Below are 23,718 nucleotides of genomic sequence, written 5' to 3'. Positions count from 1 at the left end.
AACACATACAACCTTGTGAGGCGGCCCAACTTCTGAAAATATGCACGGCATGCACGACAGATTGCCTGCACGACGACAGAAGACCTCGGAAGCGCCCGGAAACGAGGGCGCAACTTCGCGCAAAACTCCGACAAAATCGAAGCGGCAGCAGCGAACCGGCCGTGCCGGCGACGACGCCATCATCATCGAAGTCGGCAGCCGGGTAAAGCAGCTACGGACGCAGGCAGGCCTGACGCTGGAGGAATTTGCGGCGCAATCCGGCGTCAGCCGCGCCATGCTGTCCAAGGTCGAACGCGGCGAGAAGAGCCCCACTCTTGCGATCATCGTGCGGATTGCCAAGGGACTCAATGTCTCGATGTCCACGCTGATGGGCGCGGAGCCCGATCCCGCGCAAGTCACCGTGATCCGGAAAGCCAATCGGCTGGCCTTCAAGGATCCCGAGACCGGCTTCGAGCGTCACAACCTGTCGCCGACTCATCTGGACAACGACCTCGAGTTTTTGCTGCACCGGATTCCCCCGGGCGAGTCTTCGGGCGAACTGCCGCCCTACAAGGTGCCGACCGAGAAATACATCGTCGTGCATGAGGGCCAGCTGACGCTCCAGACGGGGGAGGCCAACTACGTGCTCGAGACCGGCGACTCCTTCTACTTCGAGGTCCGAGACTCCTACCGCTTGATCAACGCCGGTAAAACGCCCTGCGCCTACTACCTCGTTATTCGGCGCCGCCGGATATGATCCGTGCCACGCCTGTCTATTGCAGCGTAAACGGATTGGAAATCGACGGCTTCGGATTGATGAATACGCTCTTGGGCTCGAGATACTCGTAGATTGCTTCAAGCCCGTTCTCCCTGCCGAGGCCCGATTCCTTGAAGCCGCCGAATGGCGAGAGATAGCTGACCACACGATAGGCGTTGACCCAGACCGTCCCTGCCCGCAGCCGCTTCGGCATCGCGATTGCCCGCGCCAGATCGGTGGTCCACAAACCGGCCGCGAGGCCGAAAGGCGTGTCATTGGCGAGCGCGATCGCCTCGTCGTCGGAATCGAACTTGATCACGCTCAAAATCGGACCGAACACCTCTTCGCGCGCGATTCGCATGTCGTTGGTGACATCGGCGAAGATAGTCGGCTCCACGAACCAACCCTGCCCGCATTCCCCCTGGGTGGCTCGCCGCCCACCAAGGACACACCGGGCGCCCTCTTCCTTCGCCAGCTCTATATATTGAAGGACCTTCGCAAGCTGCTGCTCGGTCGCCAGCGGTCCGACGTCGGTCTCCGGGTTGTTGGGATCGCCGAGCCGCGCAGCCTTCATCACTTCGACCAGACGCGCAAGGAACGCGTCGTGGATCGAGGAATGCAGCAGCAACCGCGATCCCGCCATGCAAGTCTGGCCGCTTGCGGCGAAGATGCCGGAGATGACACCCTTGACCGCGTCCTCGATGCTGGCATCGCCGAAGACGATGTTGGGCGACTTGCCCCCGAGCTCGAGCGAGACGCGCTTGAACTGCCGTGCGGCGGCCTCGTAGATCTTGCGGCCGGCAAGATTGCCTCCGGTGAAGGCAATCCGATCGACAAAGGGATGATTGACCAGGGGCTCGCCAGTCTCAGCGCCCACACCCGTGACGACGTTGACCACGCCTTTGGGAAAACCGGCCTGTTCGAATAGCCGGACCAGTGCGAGCAGGGACGTCGAGGCGAATTCAGACGGCTTGATCACCACGGTGTTGCCGGCGGCGAGCGCAGGTGCGAGTTTCCAGACCGTCAGCAGCAGCGGCGAATTCCACGGCGTGATGGCACCGACGACGCCGACCGGCTCGTAGGAGACGTAGTGCAGCATGCCCTTCTTGTCGGTCGGCGGCATGCGGCCTTCGATCTTATCGGCGAGCCCCCCATAGTATTGGAACCAGCGCGGCAGGTATTTCATCTGCCCGAGCATCTCGACCCTGAGCTTGCCGTTGTCGCGCACTTCCAGCTCGGCCAACCGCTCCGCATTCGCGGCAATCAGCTCGCCCACGCGGTGCAGCAGGAGCCCGCGATCGCTCGGATGCATGCTCGCCCAGGCACCGCCGACAAAGGCGCGGTTCGCCGCCTGCACGGCGCGGTCGATGTCCTCGGCATTGCCGCGGGGAATGATGGCCCACGCATTTCCCGTGAACGGATTTTTGGTCTCAAGCCAGCGGCCGGAGGCGGCTTCGCACCATTCACCATCGATGTACATTTTGAAGACTTCAAGCTGGTGCGGGACGTCGCCCCGCACCTCGCCCGGCGGTGATGTCGTGCGCGTCGAGCCTTCAGCATTCATGACCATACTCCAATTCCAACTTTGATGTTCTCACCGCACGGCGAGATAGGGACATCCGCTCTTCTCGGCTGCCACGAACAGGCCATCACCCGGCAGTGTCGCGACGAGCTTGTACAGATCCGCCGGGCTCTTGGAGTCCTGCGGACTCTTTACCTCGAAGATGTGCATGTCGGACACGACGCGGCCGTTGGGCTGGATGTGCGCGTGCTGGATCAGATTGCTGTCGATCGGCTGCTGCAGCATTCTGGTCTGGACCTGCGCGGCATCGTCGGTCCCGGCCGCAGTCACCGCCTTGAGGTAGTGCGTGGTAGCCAGATAGGCGAGCACATGGCCCATGGTCGGCACATTGTTGCCGTTGCGCGCCATGAAGCGCTTCGACCAGGCGCGGGTCTCTTCGTTCAGGTCCCAGTAGAAGGAGGCAGCAAGCCGCAGGCCTTGCGCGGTGGACAGGCCGAGCGCGGTGACATTGTTCTCGAACACCAGCATGGTCGCCAGCTTGGCGCTCACGCCGAATTCCCTGGCCTGCTTGATGGCGAGCACGAGATCCGGGCCGGCATTGGCCAGCCCGATCACGTCGGCGCCGGAGCTTTGCGCCGCCAGGAGCTGCGAGGCGAGATCGGTGACGTTGAGCGGATGCAGCACCTGACCCACGACCTGGCCACCGGACGCCTTGACGGTCTCGCCGGCGTCGGCCGCGAGGTTCTTGCCGAACACGTAGTCGGCGACGATGAAGAACCATTTCTTGCCGCCGGCATCGACAATGCCCTTGGCGATGGTCTTGGACAGCTCGCTGGTGGATGGCGCCCATTGAGTCCCATAAGGTGAACAGCCGTCGCCGCTGAAGTTCGAAGCGTAGCCGCCGCTGACCAGGGTTGTCTTCTTCAGCGAGCGCGCGATCGCTTGCACTGCAAGGCCGACCGAGCTTGCGCCACCGGGGATGATGGCGCTGACACCCTGCTGCTCGATGAACTGGCGCGCCAGCGCGGCACCGATGTCGGGCTTGCTCTGGTGATCGGCCGAGACCACCTCGATCGGACGTCCCAGCACCTTGCCGCCGAAATCCTCCACCGCCATCTTGGTCGCCAGCACCGTACCGGGCCCGCCATTGCCGGAATAGATGCCCGACATGTCGTCGATCACGCCGATCCGGAATGGCGCATTCTCGGCGAACGCAGCGGCAGGAACGGCGCCGAGCAGCACGGCGATGGACGCCACGCGAAGCAGTGACACAATCATGTTTTCCTCCCTTGTGATGACGGATTGTCCATTCCCATCGTCAGAACGCGATCTCCACCGCGCCCTGCGCCGCGAATTGCGGATTGTTGTTGCCGACGTGCTCGCTGCCGTCACCATGCCCGTGACATTGCCAAGGCCGGAAAAACGCCGTTGTAGGCGTAATCGTTGGTCTTGATGAAGCGTAGCTCGTGAATTGCGAGAGCCATTGCAGCGTCCCTGGCCGTTGCCACAGGCGCCGTAGGGCGCCGACTGCGGAAAGGCGATCGGACAATTGCGCGACACGTCGAGCAGGCTGTCGCCGAATCCGTAGATCGCCCCGAGCTGCTGCGCCTGCGCCGTGGCAACAGACATTCCTGCGGCCCGCAGCAGGCTGCGGCCGTTACAGCCGACGTGAGTCACGGCATCCCCCTTTTGCGTTGTCGTCCCGGAGTGGCGTCTTGTGGATGCGCGCCTTCTCGAACCAAACCCTAGCAGAAATTTTCTATTATAAAAGAGAAATCTTCTATAGGAGATTTTGCAGATCCAGGGAGGCGACATGAAAGGTCCACTCAGCGGCGTTCGCGTGCTCGAGTTCGGCACGCTGATCGCAGCACCGTTTGCAGCACGATTGTTCGCCGAATTCGGCGCAGAGGTGATCAAGATCGAACAGCCGGGCCAGGGCGATCCCTTGCGCAAGTGGCGCAAGCTGCATCAAGGCACGTCGCTGTGGTGGTACCTGCAATCACGCAACAAGAAATCCATCGCGCTCGACCTCAAATGCGAAGACGGCCTTGCGATCGCAAAGGCTCTCGCGGCTAAGGCGGACGTCGTCATTGAGAATTTCCGGCCCGGCATCCTGGAGAAGATGGGCCTCGGCTGGGATGTGCTCTCCGCGCTCAATCCCAACCTGACGCTGGTGCGCATCTCCGGTTACGGGCAAACCGGCCCCTATCGCGACCGCCCGGGCTTCGGCGCCATCGGTGAAGCGATGGGCGGGCTGCGCTACACGACCGGCGATCTCGAATCTCCGCCCGCGCGCACAGGTATCAGCATCGGCGACAGCCTCGCCTCACTGCACGCAGTGATCGGCGCACTGATGTCGCTGCTGCACGTCAAGGCAGGCGGCGGCAAGGGACAGATCGTCGACGTCTCGCTGTTCGAAAGCGTCTTCAATCTGATGGAGAGCCTGGTTCCGGAATACGATCTGATGGGCCATGTCCGTACCCGCAGCGGGGGCGCGCTGCCCGGCATCAGTCCATCCAACACCTATCCGACGCGCGATGGCGGTTACGTCGTCATTGCCGGAAACAGCGATGCGATCTTCAAGCGGCTGATGGTGGCTGTCGACAGACCCGATCTTGCCGCGGATGAAGGTCTTGCAACCAATGACGGGCGTGTCGCCCGCAATGCCGAGCTCGATGCAGCGATCGCGGATTGGACCCGCCGGCACACCGTTGCGGAAGCGCTCGAGATTCTCGAAACGGCCGGCGTCCCCGCCGGGCGCATCTATTCGGCAGCCGATATCGTCGACGACCCGCACTATGCCGCGCGCGAGATGATCGTCCCGGCCATCCTGCCCGGCGACGTGTCCGTGAAGATGCCTGGCATTGTGCCGAAGCTCTCGGACACACCCGGCGCGATCCTCTGGAGCGGCCCTGATCTCGGCGCACACACCGAAGTCGTCCTCGCCGAACTCGGCAAGACCGAACAGGATATTCGGGAGCTGCGGCAGCGTGGTGTCGTCCAATGAACGCCACACCTGATATCATCATTCAGGAGGTCTGCCCGCGCGATGGCCTCCAGATCGAGCCGGTCATCGTGTCGACGGAACGCAAGGTCGCACTGATTGACCGCTTGTCCGAGTTGGGCTTTCCCCGGATCGAGGCGGGGTCCTTCGTCTCGCCGAAGGCGGTCCCTGCCCTCGCCGATGGTGATGCCGTATTCCGTTCCATCGTTCGACGCGAAGGCGTGATCTTCGTTGCTCTCATTCCCAATCTCAGGGGAGCCGAACGTGCTCTGGCGGCTGGTGCCGACGAGCTGAATCTCGTGATGTCGGCGAGCGTGACACACAATCGGGTCAATATGGGCATGGGCCATGAGGGTTCACTATCGGCTCTGGCCGAAGCCACTGCGGCGACCGGTGGGCGCATTCACGTCAATGCGACCCTGGCGACCGCCTTCGGTTGTCCGTTCGAAGGCCAGCAGGACGAGGGCAAGGTGCTGCGCCTGATCGAGGCATATCTCCGTCTCGGCGCGCAAAGCATCACACTCGCTGATACCACCGGCATGGCCAATCCGAAGCTTGTCAGACGGCGTGTCAAATCCGCACTCGGTCTCGTCCCACGCGACGGATTGACTCTGCATTTCCACAATACGAGGGGACTGGGACTCGTCAATGTGATGGCTGGCTTCGAGGCCGGCGCGCTCCGTTTCGATGCGTCGCTCGGCGGTCTCGGCGGCTGCCCGTTTGCGCCAGGTGCGTCGGGCAATGTCTGCACCGAGGACCTCGTCAATCTCTGCGAGGAGGTCGGGCTGAACACCGGCATCGACCTCGAAGGCCTGATCGCATTGTCACGCGAGTTGCCGTCGATCGTCGGACACCCCGTACCGGGTCAAGTCGCCAAGGCGGGCCGCTCCTGCGATCTCCACCCGGCCCCGCCGACGCCACCATGATGGCACGTCTTGTTTGTTACGCGACAACTTAGGTTACCGATACCGCTTTCAAGCAACGACACCACTCGATGCGAACGGCTTTGCTATTAAACATCGTTGGCAAGCAGCGTTGGAGTGCAGAGGTTGCGATGAGCCGTTACTGTCGTTCCGGACCAGAAACCGAACCAACGCTGCGGCCTGTGCTCACGGCGCACTTTTCGTGACCGCAGTTCCTTCATTGCTCGCTATCTGCGCTTCATAGCTGCGAGCCATCGTGCCCGCCGCAACTTGGAGCGAAGAACCAACCACCCAACAGCCGGCAACAAAGCCTATCAGGCCATTAGGCAGGTTTTGGTCAAGGACAAGGATGCTGACGGACAGAGTCGCGGCGATCGCCGCGCCGAACGTTCCGGCCGCACTCATGATCTCGATCGGCTCGGAACCGTTCCATTCTTCCGAGATGCTCGATTTCGGTCCCCGTGCGACATTGCCGGACAAATCAATTCCGACGTAATAGCTCAGAGCCCCGTAGAGCATCGTTATCAGCACGATCCAGCCGCTTTCAAACAGTCCCCTCTGACGCAACAGAGTCGCACCAACATAAAGGCCGCAAGAGGCCCCAACGGTTGCCAGCCCGATTCTTTCAAGAAGATGAGCCGATTTGATCAGACTGGAACGGGCGATCCGAAGATTGCTGACGCGCCTGGTTAAAGAAAAGGCGCTGGAAATTGCGCTGCTTATCTTCATAGGAGCTCCTTCTGAGCAAGTAGCAGCCTACCGGCCGACCCCGAACAGAAGCTGCGTGAGTTGCGCGATGCCCTTTCATTCCAATTTCTGAAAGATCTTTGCTGAGTGATGGGATTGGTTTGCTCGTGAGCAAGACGAAGCCAATCCAAAGCTGCGAGCATGCGGCTACGCAGGCATTGCATCCCACCCGTGTTTGGCAAATGGTGCGGGTGCGGCAATTTCTTGCGGGAGTGGTAATTCAGAAAGAGAGCGATCGACTATGAAGCGGTTCACACACTGCTCTTTCCTGTCGCTCCATTCGCTCACAATTTCCGGAGGACGCGTCTGCATCGTCGCGCTAACCGGACCGCAAACACGCTGGATCTGCAACGCGCGGTTGATCAGCAAGCTGCCCGCGTCTCGCCCATATCAAGGATCCGCGCTTGGCCTCGTGAAGCTCGCAGCGTTAGCTCGACCACTCTTCGCCCCAGACCTGGACGACGTGGCCGGGCGACACTTCTCGATATTGACGCACTGGCGGCTGATAATCCGGCGCGCGCACCGGGCTTCTGATCTCGTCGTTGGATGCTCCGCGGCGCGTGCCGCGGCGCGACGGGTCGGGCACCGGCACGGCAGCCATCAGCTTCTTGGTATAGGGATGCTGGGGATTGCCGAACACCGAAGCGCGCGGGCCGATTTCGACGATCTCGCCGAGATACATCACGGCGACGCGGTGGCTCATGCGCTCGACCACGGCGATATCGTGGGAGATGAAGAGGTAGGCAAGGCCCATGCTGGCCTGAAGGTCGAGCATCAAATTGACGACCTGCGCCTTGACCGAGACATCGAGCGCCGAGACGGCTTCGTCCGCGACGATCAGCTTCGGTCCGAGCGCGAGTGCACGCGCGATGCAGATGCGCTGGCGTTGGCCGCCGGAGAATTCGTGCGGGAAGCGCGCGGCCATGTCGGCGGCGAGGCCGACGCGGACGAGCAGGTCGGCGACCTTGTCGCGCGCCTGCGCAGCCGAGGCGAGTCCGTTGGCGAGCAGAGGTGCTGCGATCGCCGTTCCCACCGACATGCGCGGATTGAGGCTGGCGAACGGATCCTGAAACACGATCTGCATGTTCTTGCGGAAATCCCGTAATGCTCGGCCGTTCATGGCCAGCACATCCTGGCCATCGATCAGGACCGTTCCGCTGTCCGGCTCCGTCAGCTTCAGAATGGAGCGCCCCGTGGTCGACTTGCCGCAACCGGATTCGCCGACCAGAGCCAGAGTCTCGCCGGCGCGCAAGGTGAAGGAGACGTTCTCGACCGCATGGACGCGGCCCGAGACCTTCCCGAACAGGCCCGAGCGGATCGGAAAACGCGTGGTGAGGTCTGAGACCTCCAGCAACGGCCGCTCGGCCGTCGAAATGGTATCGGGTGTTTCCACCGGATCGTCCGAGGTGCCCGTCACCTTGTCGACGATGGGAAAACGCATCGGCCGCGGGCGCCCCTCCATCGAGCCGAGGCGCGGCACGGTGGCAAGCAGCGCGCGGGTGTAGGGATGCGCGGGCGCGGCGAAGATGCGCGCGGTGGCGTCAGTCTCCACCGCCTGCCCGCCATACATCACCACGGTGCGATCCGCGATCTCGGCGACCACGCCCATGTCGTGGGTGATGAAGAGGATCGACATTCCCTCCTCCCGCTGAAGCTCCTTCAACAGCTCGAGGATCTGGGCCTGGATGGTGACGTCGAGCGCGGTGGTCGGCTCGTCCGCGATCAAGAGTTTCGGCTTGCAGGCCAGCGCCATCGCGATCATCACGCGCTGGCGCATGCCGCCGGAGAAGCGGTGCGGATGCTCGTGAAAGCGCGATTTCGCCGCCGGGATGCGGACGCGGTCGAGCAGGCGCACGGTCTCGGCCTCCGCTGCCGCCCGCGTCAGGCCGCGATGCTGGATCAGCGCCTCCGCGATCTGGAAGCCGATGGTGAGCACCGGGTTGAGGCTCGTCATCGGCTCCTGGAAGATCATGGCGACGTCGTTGCCGCGGATGTCTTTCATGCTCGCCTCGGGCAGCGCGAGCAGATCGCGCCCCGCCAGCATGACGCGGCCCTCGACGCGACCGATCTCCTGCGGAATCAGCCGCATGATCGAGAGCGCGGTGACGCTCTTGCCCGAGCCGGACTCGCCGACGATTGCGACGGTTTCGCGCGGCGCGATATCGAACGAGACGTTGCGGACGACGGGAATCCATCGCCGCTCGAGCATGAAGGAGGTGGTGAGGCCGGAGACCGAGAGCACGGGGGCTTCGACGACAACAGGGTTGGTCGCGCCGGTGCTCATACGTGGACCTCAAGGTCTGCCGCGCGGAAGGTGCGCTCCCTCCCCCGCTTGCGGGGGAGGGTCGGGGCGTGGGTGTCTCGACAACGAAGGCTCCCCCAGAGAGAGCCCTCACCCGCCGCTTCGCGCCGACCTCTCCCGCACGCGGGAGAGGTGAACTGCGCTCGTGGCCGCACCGATGTTCTCAGCACCATCCCGCCCTCAGTAGCCACGGCTGCGATCGACACGCCCCGGCAGCTCCTCGCCGAGGCGGTGACGGGCGATGACGTCGAGCACGAAATCGACGGCCGTATCGGGCGTCGTCATGCTGGCATTGTGCGGCGTCAGCAGGATGCGCGGATGGCTCCAGAACGGATGTCCTGTAGGCAGCGGCTCGGGATCGGTGACATCGAGCACCGCGCCTGACAGCGCGCCGCTGTCGAGTGCCGCAAGGAAATCGGCCTCGACGAGATGCGGGCCACGACCGACATTGACGAGCCCTGCCCCGCGCGGCAGGCGCGCGAACAGGTCGGCATTGAGAATGCCGCGCGTCTGATCCGTCAGCGGCAGCAGGCAGACGAGAATGTCGGCCTGGGCCAGAAAGTCCGGCAAGGCGTCAGCGCCCGCGTAGCAGGTGACGCCCTCGATCTGGCGCGGCGAGCGATTCCATCCCGATAGCGGAAAGGCGAACGCCTTGAGACGTTCGAGCACAGCCTGACCGAGCTGGCCGAGCCCCATCACGCCGACACGCCGGCGCTTGGCCGGCGTGATCCGGATCTCGCGCCAGATCTGCTGCTTCTGCTGGCTGATGAAGTCAAGGAGATCGCGATGCAGGGCGAGCACGGCCATGGTGACGTATTCGACCATCGTCTCGGCGATGCCGGGCTCCAGCATGCGGACCAGCGGAATGTGCGCTGGGACTTTCGAGGTATCGAACTGATCGACGCCCGCACCAACCGAGAAGACCAGCTCGAGATTGGGAAAGGTCGTCGCGATGTCATCCGGCGGCACCCATGCCACGAGATAGCGGACGTCGGCGGGATCGCCGATGTCGGGCCAGAGCCGGAACGGCATGTCGGGCGCGCGCTCCGCGAACAAGCGCGCCCACTCGGCGCCGCGCACCATGTTGGCCTTGTAGAGAACCGTCATGCCCGCCCTCAGAACGGGCTGACCGGCGCGAGCCGCCGGCCATCGATCATGCGCTTATGGCTGTAGGCCGCGGGATCGACCAGCGGCGTCGAGCCCGTCACGATGTCGGCGGCAAGCTTGCCGGCCGCGGGGCCGATGCCAAAACCGTGGCCGGAGAAGCCGGTGGCGAGGAAGAAGCCGGGCAGCGCATCGACCGGCGAGATCACCGGAATCGTGTCCGGCGTGCAGTCGATCGTGCCGCCCCAGGCTTCCGCGATCTCGATGTCCTTCAATTCCGGATTCGACTTGATCAGCGCAGCCAGCGCCGAATTGACCAGCGACATGTCAGGCGCGGGATCACGCACGCGCTCGGCCTCGAACGGCGACGGCTTGTCGAAGCTCCAGCTGGTGCCGCGCATGAGCTGGTCGAAGAACGACTTGCCGAACGACAGTTTCAGGCCGTTCTTGCGATGCTGATAGGTCGGCCAGAAGGTGCGCGCGTAGCGGAACAGGTCCGGCGACAGCTCCACCGTGCCGCGGTTGCGCAGCGCCAGCGTGAAGCCGCCGTCAAGGCGACGGCGGATGCAATAGAAGTCCGTGCCGAGCGCGCCGGAGGTGATCTCCGGGCTCGGCGTGGTCCGGCACGCGGTGGCATTGATGAGGCCGATCGGCAGCTCGATGCCGTGACGGCGGCAGAACAGCGACGACCATGCGCCGCCCGCGAGCAGCACCGCCTGCGTGCGGATGGTGCCCTTCTCGGTGACGACGGCGCTGACGCGCCCGCCCTGCGTCTCCAGTCCGCGTGCGGCGCAGCCCTGGTGAATGGTCACGCCATGCTTGCGTGCGGCGGTGGCGAGCGCGGGCACGGCCATCGACGGCTCGGCGCGTCCGTCGCTCGGCGTGTGCAGGCCGCCGACCCATTGATCCGCATTGCCCGGCATGCGCGCAGCAACCTCAGCCGGTGTCAGCACGGTGGAGTGGACCTGCTGCTCGCGCGCGACCGCTGCCCAGCGCTCCCAGCTTGCGAGTTCATCCTTGCTCTTGGTGAGGAAGAGGACGCCGGTGCGGCGGAAGCCGGCATCGACGCCGGCATCGTTCTGCATGTCCTCCCACAGCCGCAGCGCCTCGCGCGCGAGCGGAATCTCCTCGCGGGCGCGGCCCTGCTGGCGGCACCAGCCCCAGTTGCGGCTCGACTGCTCACCGCCGACATGGCCCTTCTCGACCAGCGCGACGGAGTGCCCCTTCTTCGCCAGATGATAGGCCGCGGAAACGCCGATGACGCCGCCGCCAATGACGACGACATCCACCTGCGCCGGCAGGCGTTCGTCGCTATTTATACGGTTGAGCGGCGGGGACATGGGGCACTCCTGGAGATCAGTTCGATCGAATTCTTGCTCGTCATGGAATGTTCATTCGCGGATCGAGCGCATCGCGCAGGCCGTCGCCGAGGAAGTTGAAGCTGGTCACCGCGAGTGTGATGGCCACGCCCGGCGCGATCGCAAGCCACGGCGCGCTGGTCAGGTAGATCTGTGCGTTGTTCAGCATGTTGCCCCAGCTCGCGGCCGGCGGCTGGATACCGTAGCCGAGATAGCTGACATAGGATTCGAGCAGGATCGCCTTGGCGACGTTCAGCGTCGCGGCGACCACGATCGGCGCGATCGCATTGGGCACGAGCTCGCGGAACATGATGCGCAGGTTCGACGAGCCGAAAGCGAGCGCAGCGACGGCAAACTCGCGCTCGCGCAGCGATCGCACCTGGGCCTCGACGACACGGGCAACGGCCATCCAGGCGGTGGCCGCGATCAGCACGGTGGTGGTGACGAGGCCGGGCTCGGTGAGCGCGGCGAGCGCAAGCAGCAGGAAGATCGTCGGAAAGCACAAGACGGCATCGACGAGCCGCATGAGCACCGCGCCGACCGCCCCGCCATAAAAGCCGGCGAAGGCGCCGACAACGATGCCGACCGCCATCGCGATCACCATTGCCACGATGCCGATCGAGAGCGAGACGCGGCCCCCCATCATCAGCCGCGCCAGCACGTCGCGGCCGAGCTCGTCGGTGCCGAGGATATGCGCGCCGGAGAGCGGCGGCGCGAACCGCTTCATGATGTCGATATAGGTGTCGTCGAACGGCAGCAGATACGGACCGAAGGCCGAGCCGAGCACGAGCACCAGAATGATCACGGCACCCGCAAGCGCGAGCCGGTGGCGACGGAAGCGCCGCCACGCGGCCTGGCCGGGGGCGAGCTGGACGGTGGAGAGCGCTGCGGTCGCCATTGCCTAGCCCACCCGAATGCGCGGGTCGACCACGGCATAGAGGATGTCGGCGAGCAGCGAGCCGATCAGCACCATCGTCGCCGAGAACATCAGGATGCCCATCACCACGGGATAGTCACGGTAACCGATCGAATCCAGGAACAGGCGGCCCATGCCGGGCCAGGTGAACACGGTCTCCGCAACCAGCGCACCGCCGAGCAGCGTCGGAAATTGCAGGCCGGCCACCGTGATCATAGGCAGCAGCGCGTTACGGAGTGCGTGCACCGAGAGAATGCGCCATTCCGGCATGCCCTTGGCCCGCGCGGTGCGGATGTAGTCCTGGTTGATCACCTCGAGCATGGAGGAGCGCATGAAGCGGCCCCACATCGCGGTCTCGACCAGCGCCAGCACCATGGCCGGCGCGATCAGGTGATGCAGCAGGTCAAACAGCGAGCCGTCGCCGACGGTCTCGCGGTTGCCGGCCGGCAGCCAGCCGAGCTTCACCGAGAAGACATAGATGGTGACGAGGCCGAACCAGAACGTCGGGATCGACAGCGCGATCATCGCGCCGACGGTGGCGAGCGTATCGAACAGCGAATAGCGGCGCAGCGCGCCCAGCACCCCGATCCAGCAGCCGAGCAGCACCGCGATGATCGTCGCCGTCGCCATCAGCTCCAGCGTCGCCCCGAGATGCGAGGAGATCACCGACAGCACCGCCTCGCCGTCACGATAGGAGCGGCCCCAATCGCCTTTGAGCATGCGGCCGAACCAGTCGAGATACTGGATCGGCAGCGGCCGATCGAGCCCGAGCTGCCTGGTGACCCGGTCGAGATCCTCCTGCGTCATCTGGCCGGAGATGGCAAACTGCGACAGCGGACCACCGGGCGCCATGTGCAGGATGGCAAAGCCGATTCCCGAGACGATCACCAGCAGCATGATCGCCTGCGCCAGGCGATTGACGACGTAACGGGCCATCTCAGGCTGCCCCGAGAATTGGACGCATCACGCCCAATACCATTCGCGGATATTCCAGCAGTTGATCGAGGTGTTGATGTTGGGACGGAAGCCCTGCAGCCCCTCCTTGACGCCCTCGGCAATGAACCCCTGAAACAATGGCAGGATGGCGAGATCGTTGCGGATCAGCTTTTGCAGCTCGCCATAGGTCGCCTTGCGCTGTGACAGATCGAACTGCTTGGCGCCTTCGGCGAGCAGCCGATCGGCCTCCGCGCTCCGGTACTGATAGGTGTTGTAGCCGCGCCCGCCTTTGGCAGGAATGGAGCCCGAGCCGAAGCGCGGCGTCACGTCGGGGTCGCTGCCCAACATGAAATTCACGCCCACAATCACCGAGTTGAATTTCGACTGCTGCCAGAAGTCGCCCCAGATCACGGCCGCCGGCATGTTGTTGACGCGCATCGCAGCGCCGATCGCGCGCCAGTCCTGGATCAGGAGCTGCTGGGTCTGCTCGCGCACCGCGTTGCCCGATGTCGTGGAGTTGGCGAATTCGAGCTTGACGCCGCCCTTCTCGCGAACGCCACCGGCGCCGCGCACCCATCCGGCAGCATCGAGCAGCGCGTTGGCCTTGGCCGGATCGTATTTATGCTGCGGCAGTCCCTGCTGGAACGACCAGGCCTGCTGCGGCACGAAGCTCTCGGTCTGCTTGGGCAGTCCGTAATTGAGGGCATCGATGATCGCCTGCTTGTTGATCGCGAGGTAGAGCGCCTCGCGCACCGTGCGGTCGGAGAAGGGCCCGAATTCCAGGTTGGGCGCGATGTGTTCCACCGAGGACGTCGAGGAAACGAATATCTTGCGGCCCTTCAGCGTCTTCGCCTCCTGCACGAAGTTCGGCAAGATGCCTTGCAGGCCGGTGTAGTCGACCTGGCCGGTCCGGAATTGCGTGTAGAGAACGGTGAGATCAGGGATGTATTTGAAGACGACGCGTTCGACGTAAGGCCCCTTGCCGTGATAGCTGGAATGGGAGTTCAGCTGGATGTGATCGCCGGGCACGCGTTCGCCCCAGCGGAACGGCCCGGTGCCGACGGGCGCATTGTGGAACGGCGAGGCGTTCGGATCGGACACCTTCTCCAGGATGTGTTTTGGCACGATGAAGGTCAGCGATCCCAGGATCGACATGTAGGGCGAATAGGGCGCTTCCATGCGCCAATGGATCTCGTCGGCTGCGACGACCTTGATGTCCTTCACAAGGCTGTGGCCGACGCGGCTGCGCGCGCGGAAATTGGGATCGTTGATCAATTCGAGCGAGAACTTCACGTCCTCGGCGGTGAAAGGCGTGCCGTCGTGCCACTTCACGTCATTGCGCAGCTTGATCTTCCAGGTCAGGCCGTCGGCCGAGAGACCGCCATTCTCGATGGTCGGGACTTCGCGTGCGAGGTCGGGAACGAAATTGCCGGCGGGATCGATGAACCAGAGCAGCGAGAACACCTGCCACCAAATGGCTTGGTCGACCTCGATGCCCGGCATCAAGGGATGAAAGACGGTCGGCTCTTGCGACAGCGCCGCGATCACCTGGCCGCGCGGCTTGTCCGGCGGATTGGTGGGACGTTCGGTTTGGGCGAAGGCGTTGTCTGAAAGCGTCCATCCCGCTGCGGCGCCCGCGCCGAGCTGGAAGAATTGACGGCGATTCGGAATGCCGAGATGCAGTGCCCCAACGCCACGTTTGCCAGTGTCGTCTGCCATCACCCACTCTCCGTTTCCGCACGCGGCACCGTCTCCCGCGCCCCCGAGACCCCGGCAAAGGGACAGGAGTGGGCTTTAGTGCTTCTAAATTTTTCGATCAAAAGTTCATCATGACTAAATACAGCTGTCAATCACATTGCTAGTATGCGCGATCTTTTCACTCCGACTGAAGTCGCGGGACTCGATGCCCGAGGCTGAGATGCATGGGAGAGCGACATGGATGGTCGCGGCGACACGCACGGCACCAAGGACGCTCCGGCGATCGAAGCTGACGATGCGGTCGACCAGCGCCTGGGTGAAACCGTGCGGCTGCTGCGGCAGCGCGCCGGCCTCTCGATCCAGGACGTCGCCAACAAGACCGGTCTGTCCACCGGCATGATCAGCCAGCTCGAACGCGCGCGCGCCATGCCGTCGGTCCGCACGCTGCGCCTGCTCAGCATCGCGCTCGAGGTTCCCATCTCCTACTTCTTCGAGAGCAGCGATCCCGCCGATGGGCAACGCTACATCGTTCGCAAGAACAGCCGGCGGCTGCTGCGGCTCACCGCCAGCGGTGTCGTCAAGGAAGCGCTGACCCCGGAAGGCAAAGGCCAGCTCGAGCTCTACGAGCTGACGCTCAATCCCGGGGCCTCCTCCGGCACCGACTTCCTGCAGCACACCGGCGAGAAGGCGGGGTACATCCTTTCGGGCAGCCTGCGGCTGTGGCTCGACAACCAGGCCCACTTGCTCGAGGCCGGCGACAGCTTTCGTTTCCCGAGCATCGTGCCGCACATGTTCGACAACCCGACCCAGCAGGTGGCGCGCGCGATCTGGGTGACGACGCTGCTCCAGACCGATTCGCCGGCCGGCTGAGAGGCCCGGAAGTAGAGCGGGATGAGTTCTGGTTGAGTTGACGGCGCCCAGAACTCGGATCACCTCTCCCTAGGAGAGGTAATCACTCGCTAGCTCATCCGTCGCCGCAGCGTGGCCGACGGCGTCTCGCCGAATTTTTCGCGGTAGGCGCCGGCCATGCGGCCGAGGTGGGTGAAGCCGAGATCGAAGGCGATCTCGGTGATGGAGGCATCGGGGGCGGCCTGCGCGAGGCGCGTGTGCAGGCCAGCAAGGCGCATGTCGAGCAGCATCTGCGAGATGGACACGCCGAAATGACGGCGGAAGCCGAGCTGGAGCGCGCGGATGCCGATGCCGGACACGCAGGCGAGCTGCGCGAGATCGAGCGGCTCGCCGGCATTGTCCGCCAGATGGTCGCGCGCGGCGCGGAGCGCGCGCGGCAAGCGCTCGGCCTGTCCTGAGAACGTTTGAATCGCGTCCGACAGGCCATGCCTCTGCTCGTTCAGGAGATGATCGAGCAGCGCTTCGCGCCAATCGGCCATCGCGACTGGCGACAGCCTGCCGGAGGGACCGACACGCTCGGCGAGCGTCATCAACTCGGCAAGACTGGTCTGCAGGGCCCGTCCGGAGGGCGCGTCCAGCTCGATCACGGGATCGAATTCGACCGTGCCGACCGCCCTGCCCGACAGCGCCGCGGCGCGCTGCTCGACCATGCGGCGTTCGAGCAGCAGGATCGCTTGGGCGCAGTCGGTCCAGATCATCCGCGTCCGGATCGTCGGCGACAGCAGTGACGCCGTCCGGTCCGGCGCGGAATCGAGCTCACAGCCGCCGGCACGAATGCGGGCGGTGCCCGCCAGCGGGACCTGCACCAGGAAGAAGCGCTCGAGGCAGCCGGGATCGATACTGACCGATCCGCCATAGGCGACATAGTTGATGGAGAAGCCGTCGAAATCAGCGCAATTGTGCCGGGCGGAGAAGCCGGTCGCCCGCGCCTGTCCCGGCTTGAGATCATGCGGGCAGAAGATGCGCCCGATCTGCTCGGCGGCTTCGTCGACATTGTCAGTGGTGACGCGGGCGAAGGCCGCAAGCCGCTCGGCTGCAGGCGCCCTTGTGCTCATTTCCAGCACGGCTGCGGACATCGTCGACCACGCTTCGCGTCACGGAATTGCTTTAAGCCTATAATAGTTCCGCGGATGCGAAAAGGGCGGCTCCTGCAAAATCCTCGTGCTGCATAGCAATGGCGGCGTTCGGATTCGTTTAGCGGATAGACAGGCGGCCTATAGCTGGCGGAAGCTCCGTCCCCGCCGGAATCCATGAGGAGCAAGCCATGACTGCACTCGAAAAGGGCATTACCGCGAACGGCACGGGCTATGGCGGTAAGAGCTGGAACATCCTTGGCCAGGTCTATTTCCCCAAAGCCGTCACCGACTCCACCTTCGCGTTCGAGACCAACAGCGATCCCGGCCAGTTCGTGCCGGTGCACATCCATCCGACCCAGGACGAGTTCATCCTGGTACAGGAAGGCACGCTCGACCTCAAGCTGGATGGCCAATGGGTCAAGGCCCATGCCGGCGACCTCGTGCGCATGCCGCGCGGCATTCCGCATGGCTATTTCAACAAGTCCGACAAGCCGTGCCGCGCACTGTTCTGGGTCTCGCCGATGCAGAAGCTGGAGGCGCTGTTCAACCAGCTGCACAATCTGACCGACCCTGCCGAGGTCGTGCGCATCTCGGCGCTGCACGAGGTCGATTTCCTGCCGCCCGAGGCCAACGACTAGGCAGCCCGCCACCTCGCCCACTTTCATCTGCTAGCAGCTCGGCCGGCCGCGCCTTGCGGCCGAACGTGGCCGCATGCGCGGAAAACACATCCATTGCGAGCAATCCCATGGTCAGCCCCAAACATGTCTGCGTGATCGGCGCCGGCGTCTCCGGCCTTGCCGCCGCAAAAGCGTTCGCCACCCGCGGCCACCGCGTCAGCATCGTCGAGCGCAGCTCAGATCTCGGCGGCGTCTGGGAGCCAGCGCGCTCCTATCCTGAGGTGCAGACGCAGAGCCCGAAGGAGCTCTACCGCTACACCGATCGCGCCATGCCGGATGCCTATCCGGAATGGCCGACCGGGCCGCAGGTCCATGCCTATCTCGCCGACTACGCCAAGAGCTTTTGCCTCGATCGCATGCTGCGCCTCACCACCGAAGTTGCCGGCATGGCCCGTCGCGCGGACGGCAAGCCGGGCTGGACGCTCGCGCTGAAGAACAGGGACGGCGTCGCAAACGAGGACTTCGATTTCGTCGCGGTCTGCACCGGCCAGTTCAACGAGCCGCGCGAGCTGCATTGCCCCGGCGAGGACGGCTTTCTGGCGCAGGGCGGCCAGATCCTGCACTCATCGAAATACGGCGATCCGACGTTGGCGAAAGGTCGCCGCGTTGTCGTGCTCGGCGGCTCGAAGTCTGCGACCGACATCGCCGTGAACGCGGTGAAATCGGGCGCGCGCGAGGTGACGATCGTGATGCGCGAGCCGGTCTGGCGCATTCCCTATTTCATCGGCGGGCTCGTGAACTTCAAGCGCATCCTCTACATCCGCGCGCAGGAGGAGATGTTTCCGGGCTGGGGCGCGAGCGCGATGGCGCGGCTTGCGCATCGCATAGCCGCGCCGCTGGTCTGGGCGAACTGGCGCGGGCTGGAGAGCCTGTTGAAGGCACAGCTCAAGCTTGGCCGCTGCAAGATGGTGCCGAAGGAACGGATCGAGGACGGCGTCAACTGCTCGGTGCCGATCGCAACGCCGGGCTTCTATCCGATGGTCGCCGACGGCCGCATCAAGGCGGTGTTCGGCACGTTCGACCATTATGAAGGCGACACGATCGTGATGAGCGGCGGCGAGCGCATCAAGGCCGACGTCGCGGTGCTCGCGATCGGCTACAAGCTCGTCGTGCCGTTCCTCCCGGAAGCGTATCGGCAGAAGCTGGTCGACGCCGACGGACAGTATCGGCTCTATCGCCTGATCGCCAACCCTGATCTGCCTGACATGGGCTTCGTCGGCTTCAACTCGTCGTTCTGCACCGTGCTCTGCGCCGATCTCGCCGCCAACTGGCTGGTGCGCTACGCCGACGGCCAGCTCGCGAACCAGCCGACGGCGCAACAGATGCGCGACAACATCGAGATGATGCTGCACTTCAAGCGCGTCGAACGGCCGGCCGCGGGCGTCTATGGCGGCCTGTGCGTCGCGCCCTATCACTATCGCCATTTCGACGAGCTGATGGCCGACATCGGCGCGAAGAACTGGAAGCGCGGCGGGCTCGCAGACCGCTTCACGCCGCCGGATGCGGATGCCTATGCGAAGTTCCTGGCGACGGCGCCGGACTACCGGGCGGCGTGAGACGAGTCGGACTTCGGTAGCACCGTCTCGAGATCCGAATCGATCACATTCGCCGTGCGCTGATAGTGCTGCTGCAGCAGCATGACAGCATGATCGGTCTTCCGGTCCAGCACGGCCTGGAGGATATGTGCATGCTCGGTCCCGATCTTCCGGACCGGGTAGGCCTTCGCAATCGACATCATGCGGTATCGGTAGAGCCGGTCGGCAAGCTGCTCGCAGAAGCCGAGCAGCGGGCGCGAGCCGCACAGGCCAATCAGCGTCGCGTGAAACGCGCGGTGCGCCTTCTCCCACTCGGGATTGTCCGCGAACTTTTCCGGATCGAGCGAACGTGGCGTGCGGTCGAGGCGGTGGTGCATCACCAGAAGCGCCTCTTCCCATTCTTGCGTCGCGTTCTGCATGGATTCGCGCAAGGCCAGCCCTTCGACCCAGCAGCGCGTCTTGGTCAATTCCCGGAGCTCATCCTTGCTGACCGGCTTCACGTAGAAGCCGCGCTGCTCCATGCCGACGACGAACTCCTCGGTGGTGAGACGGTTGAGCGCCTCGCGGAGCGGAGTCTGCCCGACATTGTAGTGCTCCATCAGAAAGCGGGACTGGAGCTTGCGTCCAGGCGCAAGCCGCGTGGTCAGGATGTCGGCCTTGAGGCGGGCATAGATGCTCGTCGCCAACGTCGCCGGCTGCTCCATTTTCTGGCTCGACAGGTCAGAGCTCATGAGAGTTTCTCACTGATTCACCTAGATTTTTTGTACATCAGCTCGGTCGATGGCATAATTTATAAATTTTTGCTTTACTGAGCCTTTTCTATAGATTATCGGTGGGCCAACAACAACAGATTCTTGCGGGGGCGGCGCCGGCCGGCCCGCGAACTCTGAACGAGGAAGCCCAATGTCCAATTTCCCCGTGGCCGCCCTGCGCAGCGTCGAGATCACGACGCCGCGCCTTGGCGCCTCGGCCGACTTCTACGCAAAGGTCTGGGGCCTCGATGTCGCTGCCGAAGCCGAGGGCACGGTCTATCTCGCCGCCACCGGAGCGGATCTTCACGTTCTCGAGCTCACGCAGGGCGAACGGGCTGCGCTGCGCAAGGTCACTTTTCGCGTCCGCTCGCGTGACGATCTCGACCGCCTGTTCGCGCGCGCATGTGAGGCGGATTGCGAGATCATCACGCCGCCCGGGGCATCGTACGCGCCGTCGGGCGGCACGCACTTCGTGATCCGCGAGCCGCAAGGCTGCTGCATGGAGTTCGTCCACGGCGATCGCACCAAGACGGCGCGCACTGTGGCTGACCGCCCCGAGCGACTCGCCCACGTCAACATCAACAGCGCCGACATCGAAAAGCTCTCGACGTTCTACCAGCAGGTGCTCGGCTTTCGCCTGACCGACCGCTCGAAACTGATGGCATTCCTGTGCTGCAACAGCGATCACCACGCCGTCGTACTCGCGGAAGGACCGGTCAACGGTCTCAACCACGTCGCCTTCTTGATGCCGGATCTGGAATCGGTGATGCGCGGCTCCGGCCGCATGATTGATCACGGCTTTCCGATCGGCTGGGGAGTCGGCCGGCACGGGCCCGGCGACAATGTGTTCGCCTATTTCGTCGATCCGGATGGGGTCGTCATCGAATACACCGCCGAAGTCCTCCAGGTCGACGACAACTACCGCGCGAAAGGACCCGCCGAATGGGTCTGGCCACCGGGACGCACCGACCAATGGGGCATTGCGCCGCCCAAGAGCGAAGCCTGCAAGAACGCGCAACTCTCCGTGCTCTTCGACGTGGATCGCCACGCATGACGACGCCCTCGACCACCACGGACTACGACGTGCTCGTCGTCGGCTTCGGACCCACCGGCGCAGTCGCGACCGGCCTGCTCGGCCATCTCGGCCACCGCACGCTCGTCGTCGACCGCCTCACCGACATCTACGACAAGCCACGCGCGATCGCGCTCGATCACGAGATCTTTCGCCACTTCGACAATATGGGATTGGCCGATGCGATCGCGCCCCATGTCGAGCCCTTCACCGCCTCCGAGCATTTTGGCGTCGACGGCCAGTTGATCCGGCGCGTCCACATGATCGCAAAGCCCTATCCGCTCGGGTACACGCCGAGCATGGTGTTCAGCCAGCCGCCGGTCGAGGCGGAGCTGCGTCGTCACGCCACGAGCTTTGCCTGCGTGCAGGCCGAGCTCGGCGCCGAGCTGGTCGATCTCCTGCAGCGGCCGGATCGTGTCGAGGCGAAGCTGAAGGATGCCGGCGGACAATTGCGCACGGTGACGGCGCGGTACGTCCTCGGCTGCGATGGCGCCTCGAGCACGGTGCGCCAGATCGCCGGGATCGCGCTCGAAGATCTGATCTTCGACGAGCCCTGGCTGGTGGTCGACGTGCGGGTTGATGAGGCCGCGCTCGCAAAGCTGCCGCGAAACTCCGCGCAGTTCTGTAGTCCGGCGCGGCCCGTGAGCTTCCTGATCGGCCCCAGGAACCATCGCCGCTGGGAGATCATGCTGCTGCCGGGCGAAGACCCCAGGCAGATGGAGCGGCCGGAAAATGTGTGGAAACTGCTCGCGCAGTGGCTCGCGCCGGAGGATGGCGAATTGTGGCGCGCGGCATCCTACCGTTTCCACGCGCTGGTGGCCGCCGATTGGCGCAACGATCGCATCATCATCGCCGGCGATGCCGCGCATCAGCAGCCGCCGTTCATCGGCCAGGGCATGTGCCAGGGCCTGCGCGATGCGACCAACCTCGTCTGGAAGCTCGATTCCGTGCTGAGGGGCGTCTCGCCCGACGCCCTGCTCGACAGCTACACGGCCGAACGCAAGCAGCACGTCATCGAGCTGACCGGTAAGATCAAGGCGATCGGCCAGTCGATCTGCGAGCGTGATCCGGCCGCCGCGCGACGCCGCGATGCACAGATCCTGACTGAAGGCGGCGGCAAGCCGCTCGAAATCACGCGCCAGGAGATCATCCCACCGCTCCGCACCGGCTTCCTGGCCGATCAGGATGGCGCCGCATGCGGCAGCCTGTTTCCGCAGCCCCGAGTCCTGCACGATGGCGCGCCTTGTCTGCTCGACAACATCACCGGGGCCCGCTTGCGCGTGCTCATCGACGGCCGCCGCAGCGAGGCGCCCTCCCTCATGGCGCTCTGCGCCGCGCATCCGGAGTTGATCGCAACGACAATCGCGCCTGCCGGAGCCGGTGCATCCGGTGTGCTCGAAGAGAGCGAGGGCGTGCTGGCCGACTGGTTCGACCGCCACGGCGTCGTCGCCGCGATCGTACGGCCCGATCATTACGTGTTCGGGACGGCGCGCAACCCGGCCGAGCTCGGCGGTCTCTTGCGCGAGATCAGCTCACGCCTGCACGGCGATCCCGATCCGGATTTCAAAATGGAGAAGACAGCATGAAACTCGCGACCGTTGCGATCGACGGACGGACCACCTGGGGCCTCGTCGAGGGCGACAATTTCCTCGATGTCGGCGCCGTGCTCGCTACCCACTATGCCGATCTGAGCGCCGCTATCGCCGGTGCGCTCGCAGGCGTCGCGGATGCGAAGCTCAAGGCGGCCGCCACGCCGCTTGCCAGGCTCAGCTGGCTGCCGGTCGTTCCGAACCCGGACAAGATCCTGTGCGTCGGCCTGAATTACGAGACGCACCGGAAGGAAACCGGCCGCCCCGAGGTCGAGCACCCCACCATCTTCTCGCGTTATTCCAACAGTCAGACCGGGCATCTGAGCCCCATCATCCGGCCGCGCGTCTCGACCCATCTCGACTTCGAGGGCGAGCTCGCGGTCATCATCGGCAAGGGCGGCCGATACATCTCCCGCAGCGAAGCGATGGGTCACGTCGCCGGATACTCCTGCTATAACGACGGCAGCATCCGCGATTTCCAGCGCCACACCCACCAGTTCACGCCCGGCAAGAATTTTCCCGATACCGGCGCGTTCGGCCCGTGGATGATGACGCCGGACGAGCTCGGCGAGCTCGGCGAGCTCAAGCTCACCACACGCCTCAACGGGCAGGTCGTGCAGGAAGCGCAGATCAAGCACATGATCTTCGATATCCCGCGCCAGATCGAATATTGCTCGACGTTCACCCGGCTCGAGCCCGGTGACGTCATCGTCAGCGGCACGCCCGGCGGCGTCGGCGCCAAGCGTACCCCACCGCTCTGGATGAAGCCTGGCGACGTCGTCGAGGTCGAGGTCGAGAAGCTCGCAGTCTTGCGCAATCCCGTCGTCGACGAGGCGCAGTGAGCGCGATTTGAACAAGTCTT

General features: G+C 64.3%; 20 protein-coding genes. 9 read left to right on the top strand and 11 right to left on the bottom strand.

Going from position 1 to position 23,718, the window contains the following annotated elements; genetic code table 11:
* Window positions 1–49 precede the first annotated feature (49 nt).
* On the top strand, window positions 50–736 hold the full coding sequence (locus tag P6U29_RS12005; protein ID WP_198028360.1) for a helix-turn-helix domain-containing protein: 687 nt from the start codon (window positions 50–52) through the stop codon (window positions 734–736).
* 16 nt (window positions 737–752) lie between these two features.
* On the opposite strand, the gene P6U29_RS12000 is transcribed toward P6U29_RS12005, so the two are convergent.
* A complete protein-coding gene (locus P6U29_RS12000; RefSeq protein ID WP_407119300.1) occupies window positions 753–2,216 on the bottom strand; it encodes an aldehyde dehydrogenase in 1,464 nt (487 codons plus the stop codon).
* Between the two features lie 114 nt (window positions 2,217–2,330).
* Window positions 2,331–3,536 (bottom strand): ABC transporter substrate-binding protein, encoded by a 1,206-nt coding sequence (locus tag P6U29_RS11995; RefSeq protein ID WP_407117787.1) that lies wholly within the window; start codon window positions 3,534–3,536, stop codon window positions 2,331–2,333.
* A gap of 535 nt (window positions 3,537–4,071) precedes the next feature.
* Here P6U29_RS11995 and P6U29_RS11990 point away from each other — a divergent pair.
* Together P6U29_RS11990 and P6U29_RS11985 are read left to right on the top strand one after the other, a co-directional pair.
* A complete protein-coding gene (locus P6U29_RS11990; protein ID WP_407117786.1) occupies window positions 4,072–5,265 on the top strand; it encodes a CaiB/BaiF CoA transferase family protein in 1,194 nt (397 codons plus the stop codon).
* Window positions 5,262–6,188, top strand: coding sequence for a hydroxymethylglutaryl-CoA lyase (locus tag P6U29_RS11985; protein ID WP_407117785.1), 927 nt, complete (start codon window positions 5,262–5,264; stop codon window positions 6,186–6,188). Before P6U29_RS11990 ends, P6U29_RS11985 begins: the two co-directional genes overlap by 4 nt.
* Before the next feature lie 183 nt (window positions 6,189–6,371).
* Here P6U29_RS11985 and P6U29_RS11980 read toward each other — a convergent pair whose 3' ends face one another.
* The 7 genes from P6U29_RS11980 to P6U29_RS11950 all read right to left on the bottom strand — a co-directional run bounded on the left by P6U29_RS11980 (window position 6,372) and on the right by P6U29_RS11950 (window position 15,267).
* Window positions 6,372–6,914 (bottom strand): hypothetical protein, encoded by a 543-nt coding sequence (locus P6U29_RS11980; RefSeq protein ID WP_407117784.1) that lies wholly within the window; start codon window positions 6,912–6,914, stop codon window positions 6,372–6,374.
* Between the two features lie 445 nt (window positions 6,915–7,359).
* Window positions 7,360–9,216, bottom strand: a complete 1,857-nt coding sequence (locus tag P6U29_RS11975) for an ABC transporter ATP-binding protein (RefSeq protein ID WP_407117783.1) — start codon at window positions 9,214–9,216, stop codon at window positions 7,360–7,362.
* A 198-nt stretch (window positions 9,217–9,414) separates the two neighbouring features.
* Window positions 9,415–10,341, bottom strand: coding sequence for a 2-hydroxyacid dehydrogenase (locus tag P6U29_RS11970; protein WP_407117782.1), 927 nt, complete (start codon window positions 10,339–10,341; stop codon window positions 9,415–9,417).
* An 8-nt stretch (window positions 10,342–10,349) separates the two neighbouring features.
* Window positions 10,350–11,678 carry an NAD(P)/FAD-dependent oxidoreductase gene (locus P6U29_RS11965; RefSeq protein ID WP_407117781.1) on the bottom strand — a complete coding sequence of 443 codons (1,329 nt, stop codon included), beginning with the start codon at window positions 11,676–11,678 and terminating at the stop codon, window positions 10,350–10,352.
* Window positions 11,679–11,718: 40 nt separating this feature from the next.
* The gene (locus tag P6U29_RS11960) at window positions 11,719–12,594 is read right to left on the bottom strand and encodes an ABC transporter permease (RefSeq protein WP_407117780.1); all 876 of its coding nucleotides are present in this window, start codon (window positions 12,592–12,594) and stop codon (window positions 11,719–11,721) included.
* 3 nt (window positions 12,595–12,597) lie between these two features.
* Window positions 12,598–13,548, bottom strand: coding sequence for an ABC transporter permease (locus P6U29_RS11955; protein ID WP_407117779.1), 951 nt, complete (start codon window positions 13,546–13,548; stop codon window positions 12,598–12,600).
* 27 nt (window positions 13,549–13,575) lie between these two features.
* Complete coding sequence (locus P6U29_RS11950; protein WP_407117778.1) at window positions 13,576–15,267, bottom strand: peptide ABC transporter substrate-binding protein; 1,692 nt, start codon at window positions 15,265–15,267, stop codon at window positions 13,576–13,578.
* Window positions 15,268–15,483: 216 nt separating this feature from the next.
* Between P6U29_RS11950 and P6U29_RS11945 the strand changes: the two genes are divergently transcribed.
* Complete coding sequence (locus tag P6U29_RS11945) at window positions 15,484–16,116, top strand: cupin domain-containing protein (RefSeq protein ID WP_407117777.1); 633 nt, start codon at window positions 15,484–15,486, stop codon at window positions 16,114–16,116.
* Between the two features lie 89 nt (window positions 16,117–16,205).
* Here P6U29_RS11945 and P6U29_RS11940 read toward each other — a convergent pair whose 3' ends face one another.
* A complete protein-coding gene (locus P6U29_RS11940) occupies window positions 16,206–17,231 on the bottom strand; it encodes an AraC family transcriptional regulator (RefSeq protein WP_407117776.1) in 1,026 nt (341 codons plus the stop codon).
* Window positions 17,232–17,419: 188 nt separating this feature from the next.
* Here P6U29_RS11940 and P6U29_RS11935 point away from each other — a divergent pair, with 188 nt between their 5' ends.
* Window positions 17,420–17,869 carry a cupin domain-containing protein gene (locus tag P6U29_RS11935; RefSeq protein WP_024339447.1) on the top strand — a complete coding sequence of 150 codons (450 nt, stop codon included), beginning with the start codon at window positions 17,420–17,422 and terminating at the stop codon, window positions 17,867–17,869.
* A 107-nt stretch (window positions 17,870–17,976) separates the two neighbouring features.
* Window positions 17,977–19,464, top strand: coding sequence for a flavin-containing monooxygenase (locus tag P6U29_RS11930; RefSeq protein ID WP_407117775.1), 1,488 nt, complete (start codon window positions 17,977–17,979; stop codon window positions 19,462–19,464).
* Here P6U29_RS11930 and P6U29_RS11925 read toward each other — a convergent pair.
* A complete protein-coding gene (locus tag P6U29_RS11925; protein ID WP_407117774.1) occupies window positions 19,449–20,174 on the bottom strand; it encodes a GntR family transcriptional regulator in 726 nt (241 codons plus the stop codon). The two genes, P6U29_RS11930 and P6U29_RS11925, sit on opposite strands and share 16 nt — an antisense overlap.
* Window positions 20,175–20,346: 172 nt before the next feature.
* Between P6U29_RS11925 and P6U29_RS11920 the strand changes: the two genes are divergently transcribed.
* From P6U29_RS11920 to P6U29_RS11910, 3 genes are read left to right on the top strand one after another with little or no spacing between them, the layout of a single operon-like run.
* Window positions 20,347–21,249, top strand: a complete 903-nt coding sequence (locus P6U29_RS11920) for a VOC family protein (protein ID WP_407117773.1) — start codon at window positions 20,347–20,349, stop codon at window positions 21,247–21,249.
* Window positions 21,246–22,853: a bifunctional 3-(3-hydroxy-phenyl)propionate/3-hydroxycinnamic acid hydroxylase gene (locus P6U29_RS11915; RefSeq protein ID WP_407117772.1), complete on the top strand. Its 1,608-nt coding sequence runs from the start codon at window positions 21,246–21,248 to the stop codon at window positions 22,851–22,853. The genes P6U29_RS11920 and P6U29_RS11915 overlap by 4 nt, the downstream gene beginning before the upstream one ends.
* Entirely contained in the window at window positions 22,850–23,698 is an 849-nt protein-coding gene (locus P6U29_RS11910; protein ID WP_407117771.1) for a fumarylacetoacetate hydrolase family protein, read from the top strand. The genes P6U29_RS11915 and P6U29_RS11910 overlap by 4 nt, the downstream gene beginning before the upstream one ends.
* The last annotated feature ends 20 nt before the right edge of the window (window positions 23,699–23,718 follow it).

This window comes from Bradyrhizobium sp. LMG 9283 (assembly GCF_045571415.1).
In the GTDB taxonomy this organism is placed as follows: Bacteria; Pseudomonadota; Alphaproteobacteria; order Rhizobiales; family Xanthobacteraceae; genus Bradyrhizobium.
This window is presented reverse-complemented; position numbering and strand designations above follow the sequence as displayed.

Coding starts and splice junctions, on each gene's coding strand:
- P6U29_RS12005 (WP_198028360.1), top strand. CDS start 50: ATGCACGACAGATTGCCTGCACGACGACAGAAGACCTCGGAAGCGCCC.
- P6U29_RS12000 (WP_407119300.1), bottom strand. CDS start 2,216: ATGTACATCGATGGTGAATGGTGCGAAGCCGCCTCCGGCCGCTGGCTT.
- P6U29_RS11995 (WP_407117787.1), bottom strand. CDS start 3,536: ATGATTGTGTCACTGCTTCGCGTGGCGTCCATCGCCGTGCTGCTCGGC.
- P6U29_RS11990 (WP_407117786.1), top strand. CDS start 4,072: ATGAAAGGTCCACTCAGCGGCGTTCGCGTGCTCGAGTTCGGCACGCTG.
- P6U29_RS11985 (WP_407117785.1), top strand. CDS start 5,262: ATGAACGCCACACCTGATATCATCATTCAGGAGGTCTGCCCGCGCGAT.
- P6U29_RS11980 (WP_407117784.1), bottom strand. CDS start 6,914: ATGAAGATAAGCAGCGCAATTTCCAGCGCCTTTTCTTTAACCAGGCGC.
- P6U29_RS11975 (WP_407117783.1), bottom strand. CDS start 9,216: ATGAGCACCGGCGCGACCAACCCTGTTGTCGTCGAAGCCCCCGTGCTC.
- P6U29_RS11970 (WP_407117782.1), bottom strand. CDS start 10,341: ATGACGGTTCTCTACAAGGCCAACATGGTGCGCGGCGCCGAGTGGGCG.
- P6U29_RS11965 (WP_407117781.1), bottom strand. CDS start 11,678: ATGTCCCCGCCGCTCAACCGTATAAATAGCGACGAACGCCTGCCGGCG.
- P6U29_RS11960 (WP_407117780.1), bottom strand. CDS start 12,594: ATGGCGACCGCAGCGCTCTCCACCGTCCAGCTCGCCCCCGGCCAGGCC.
- P6U29_RS11955 (WP_407117779.1), bottom strand. CDS start 13,548: ATGGCCCGTTACGTCGTCAATCGCCTGGCGCAGGCGATCATGCTGCTG.
- P6U29_RS11950 (WP_407117778.1), bottom strand. CDS start 15,267: ATGGCAGACGACACTGGCAAACGTGGCGTTGGGGCACTGCATCTCGGC.
- P6U29_RS11945 (WP_407117777.1), top strand. CDS start 15,484: ATGGATGGTCGCGGCGACACGCACGGCACCAAGGACGCTCCGGCGATC.
- P6U29_RS11940 (WP_407117776.1), bottom strand. CDS start 17,231: ATGTCCGCAGCCGTGCTGGAAATGAGCACAAGGGCGCCTGCAGCCGAG.
- P6U29_RS11935 (WP_024339447.1), top strand. CDS start 17,420: ATGACTGCACTCGAAAAGGGCATTACCGCGAACGGCACGGGCTATGGC.
- P6U29_RS11930 (WP_407117775.1), top strand. CDS start 17,977: ATGGTCAGCCCCAAACATGTCTGCGTGATCGGCGCCGGCGTCTCCGGC.
- P6U29_RS11925 (WP_407117774.1), bottom strand. CDS start 20,174: ATGAGCTCTGACCTGTCGAGCCAGAAAATGGAGCAGCCGGCGACGTTG.
- P6U29_RS11920 (WP_407117773.1), top strand. CDS start 20,347: ATGTCCAATTTCCCCGTGGCCGCCCTGCGCAGCGTCGAGATCACGACG.
- P6U29_RS11915 (WP_407117772.1), top strand. CDS start 21,246: ATGACGACGCCCTCGACCACCACGGACTACGACGTGCTCGTCGTCGGC.
- P6U29_RS11910 (WP_407117771.1), top strand. CDS start 22,850: ATGAAACTCGCGACCGTTGCGATCGACGGACGGACCACCTGGGGCCTC.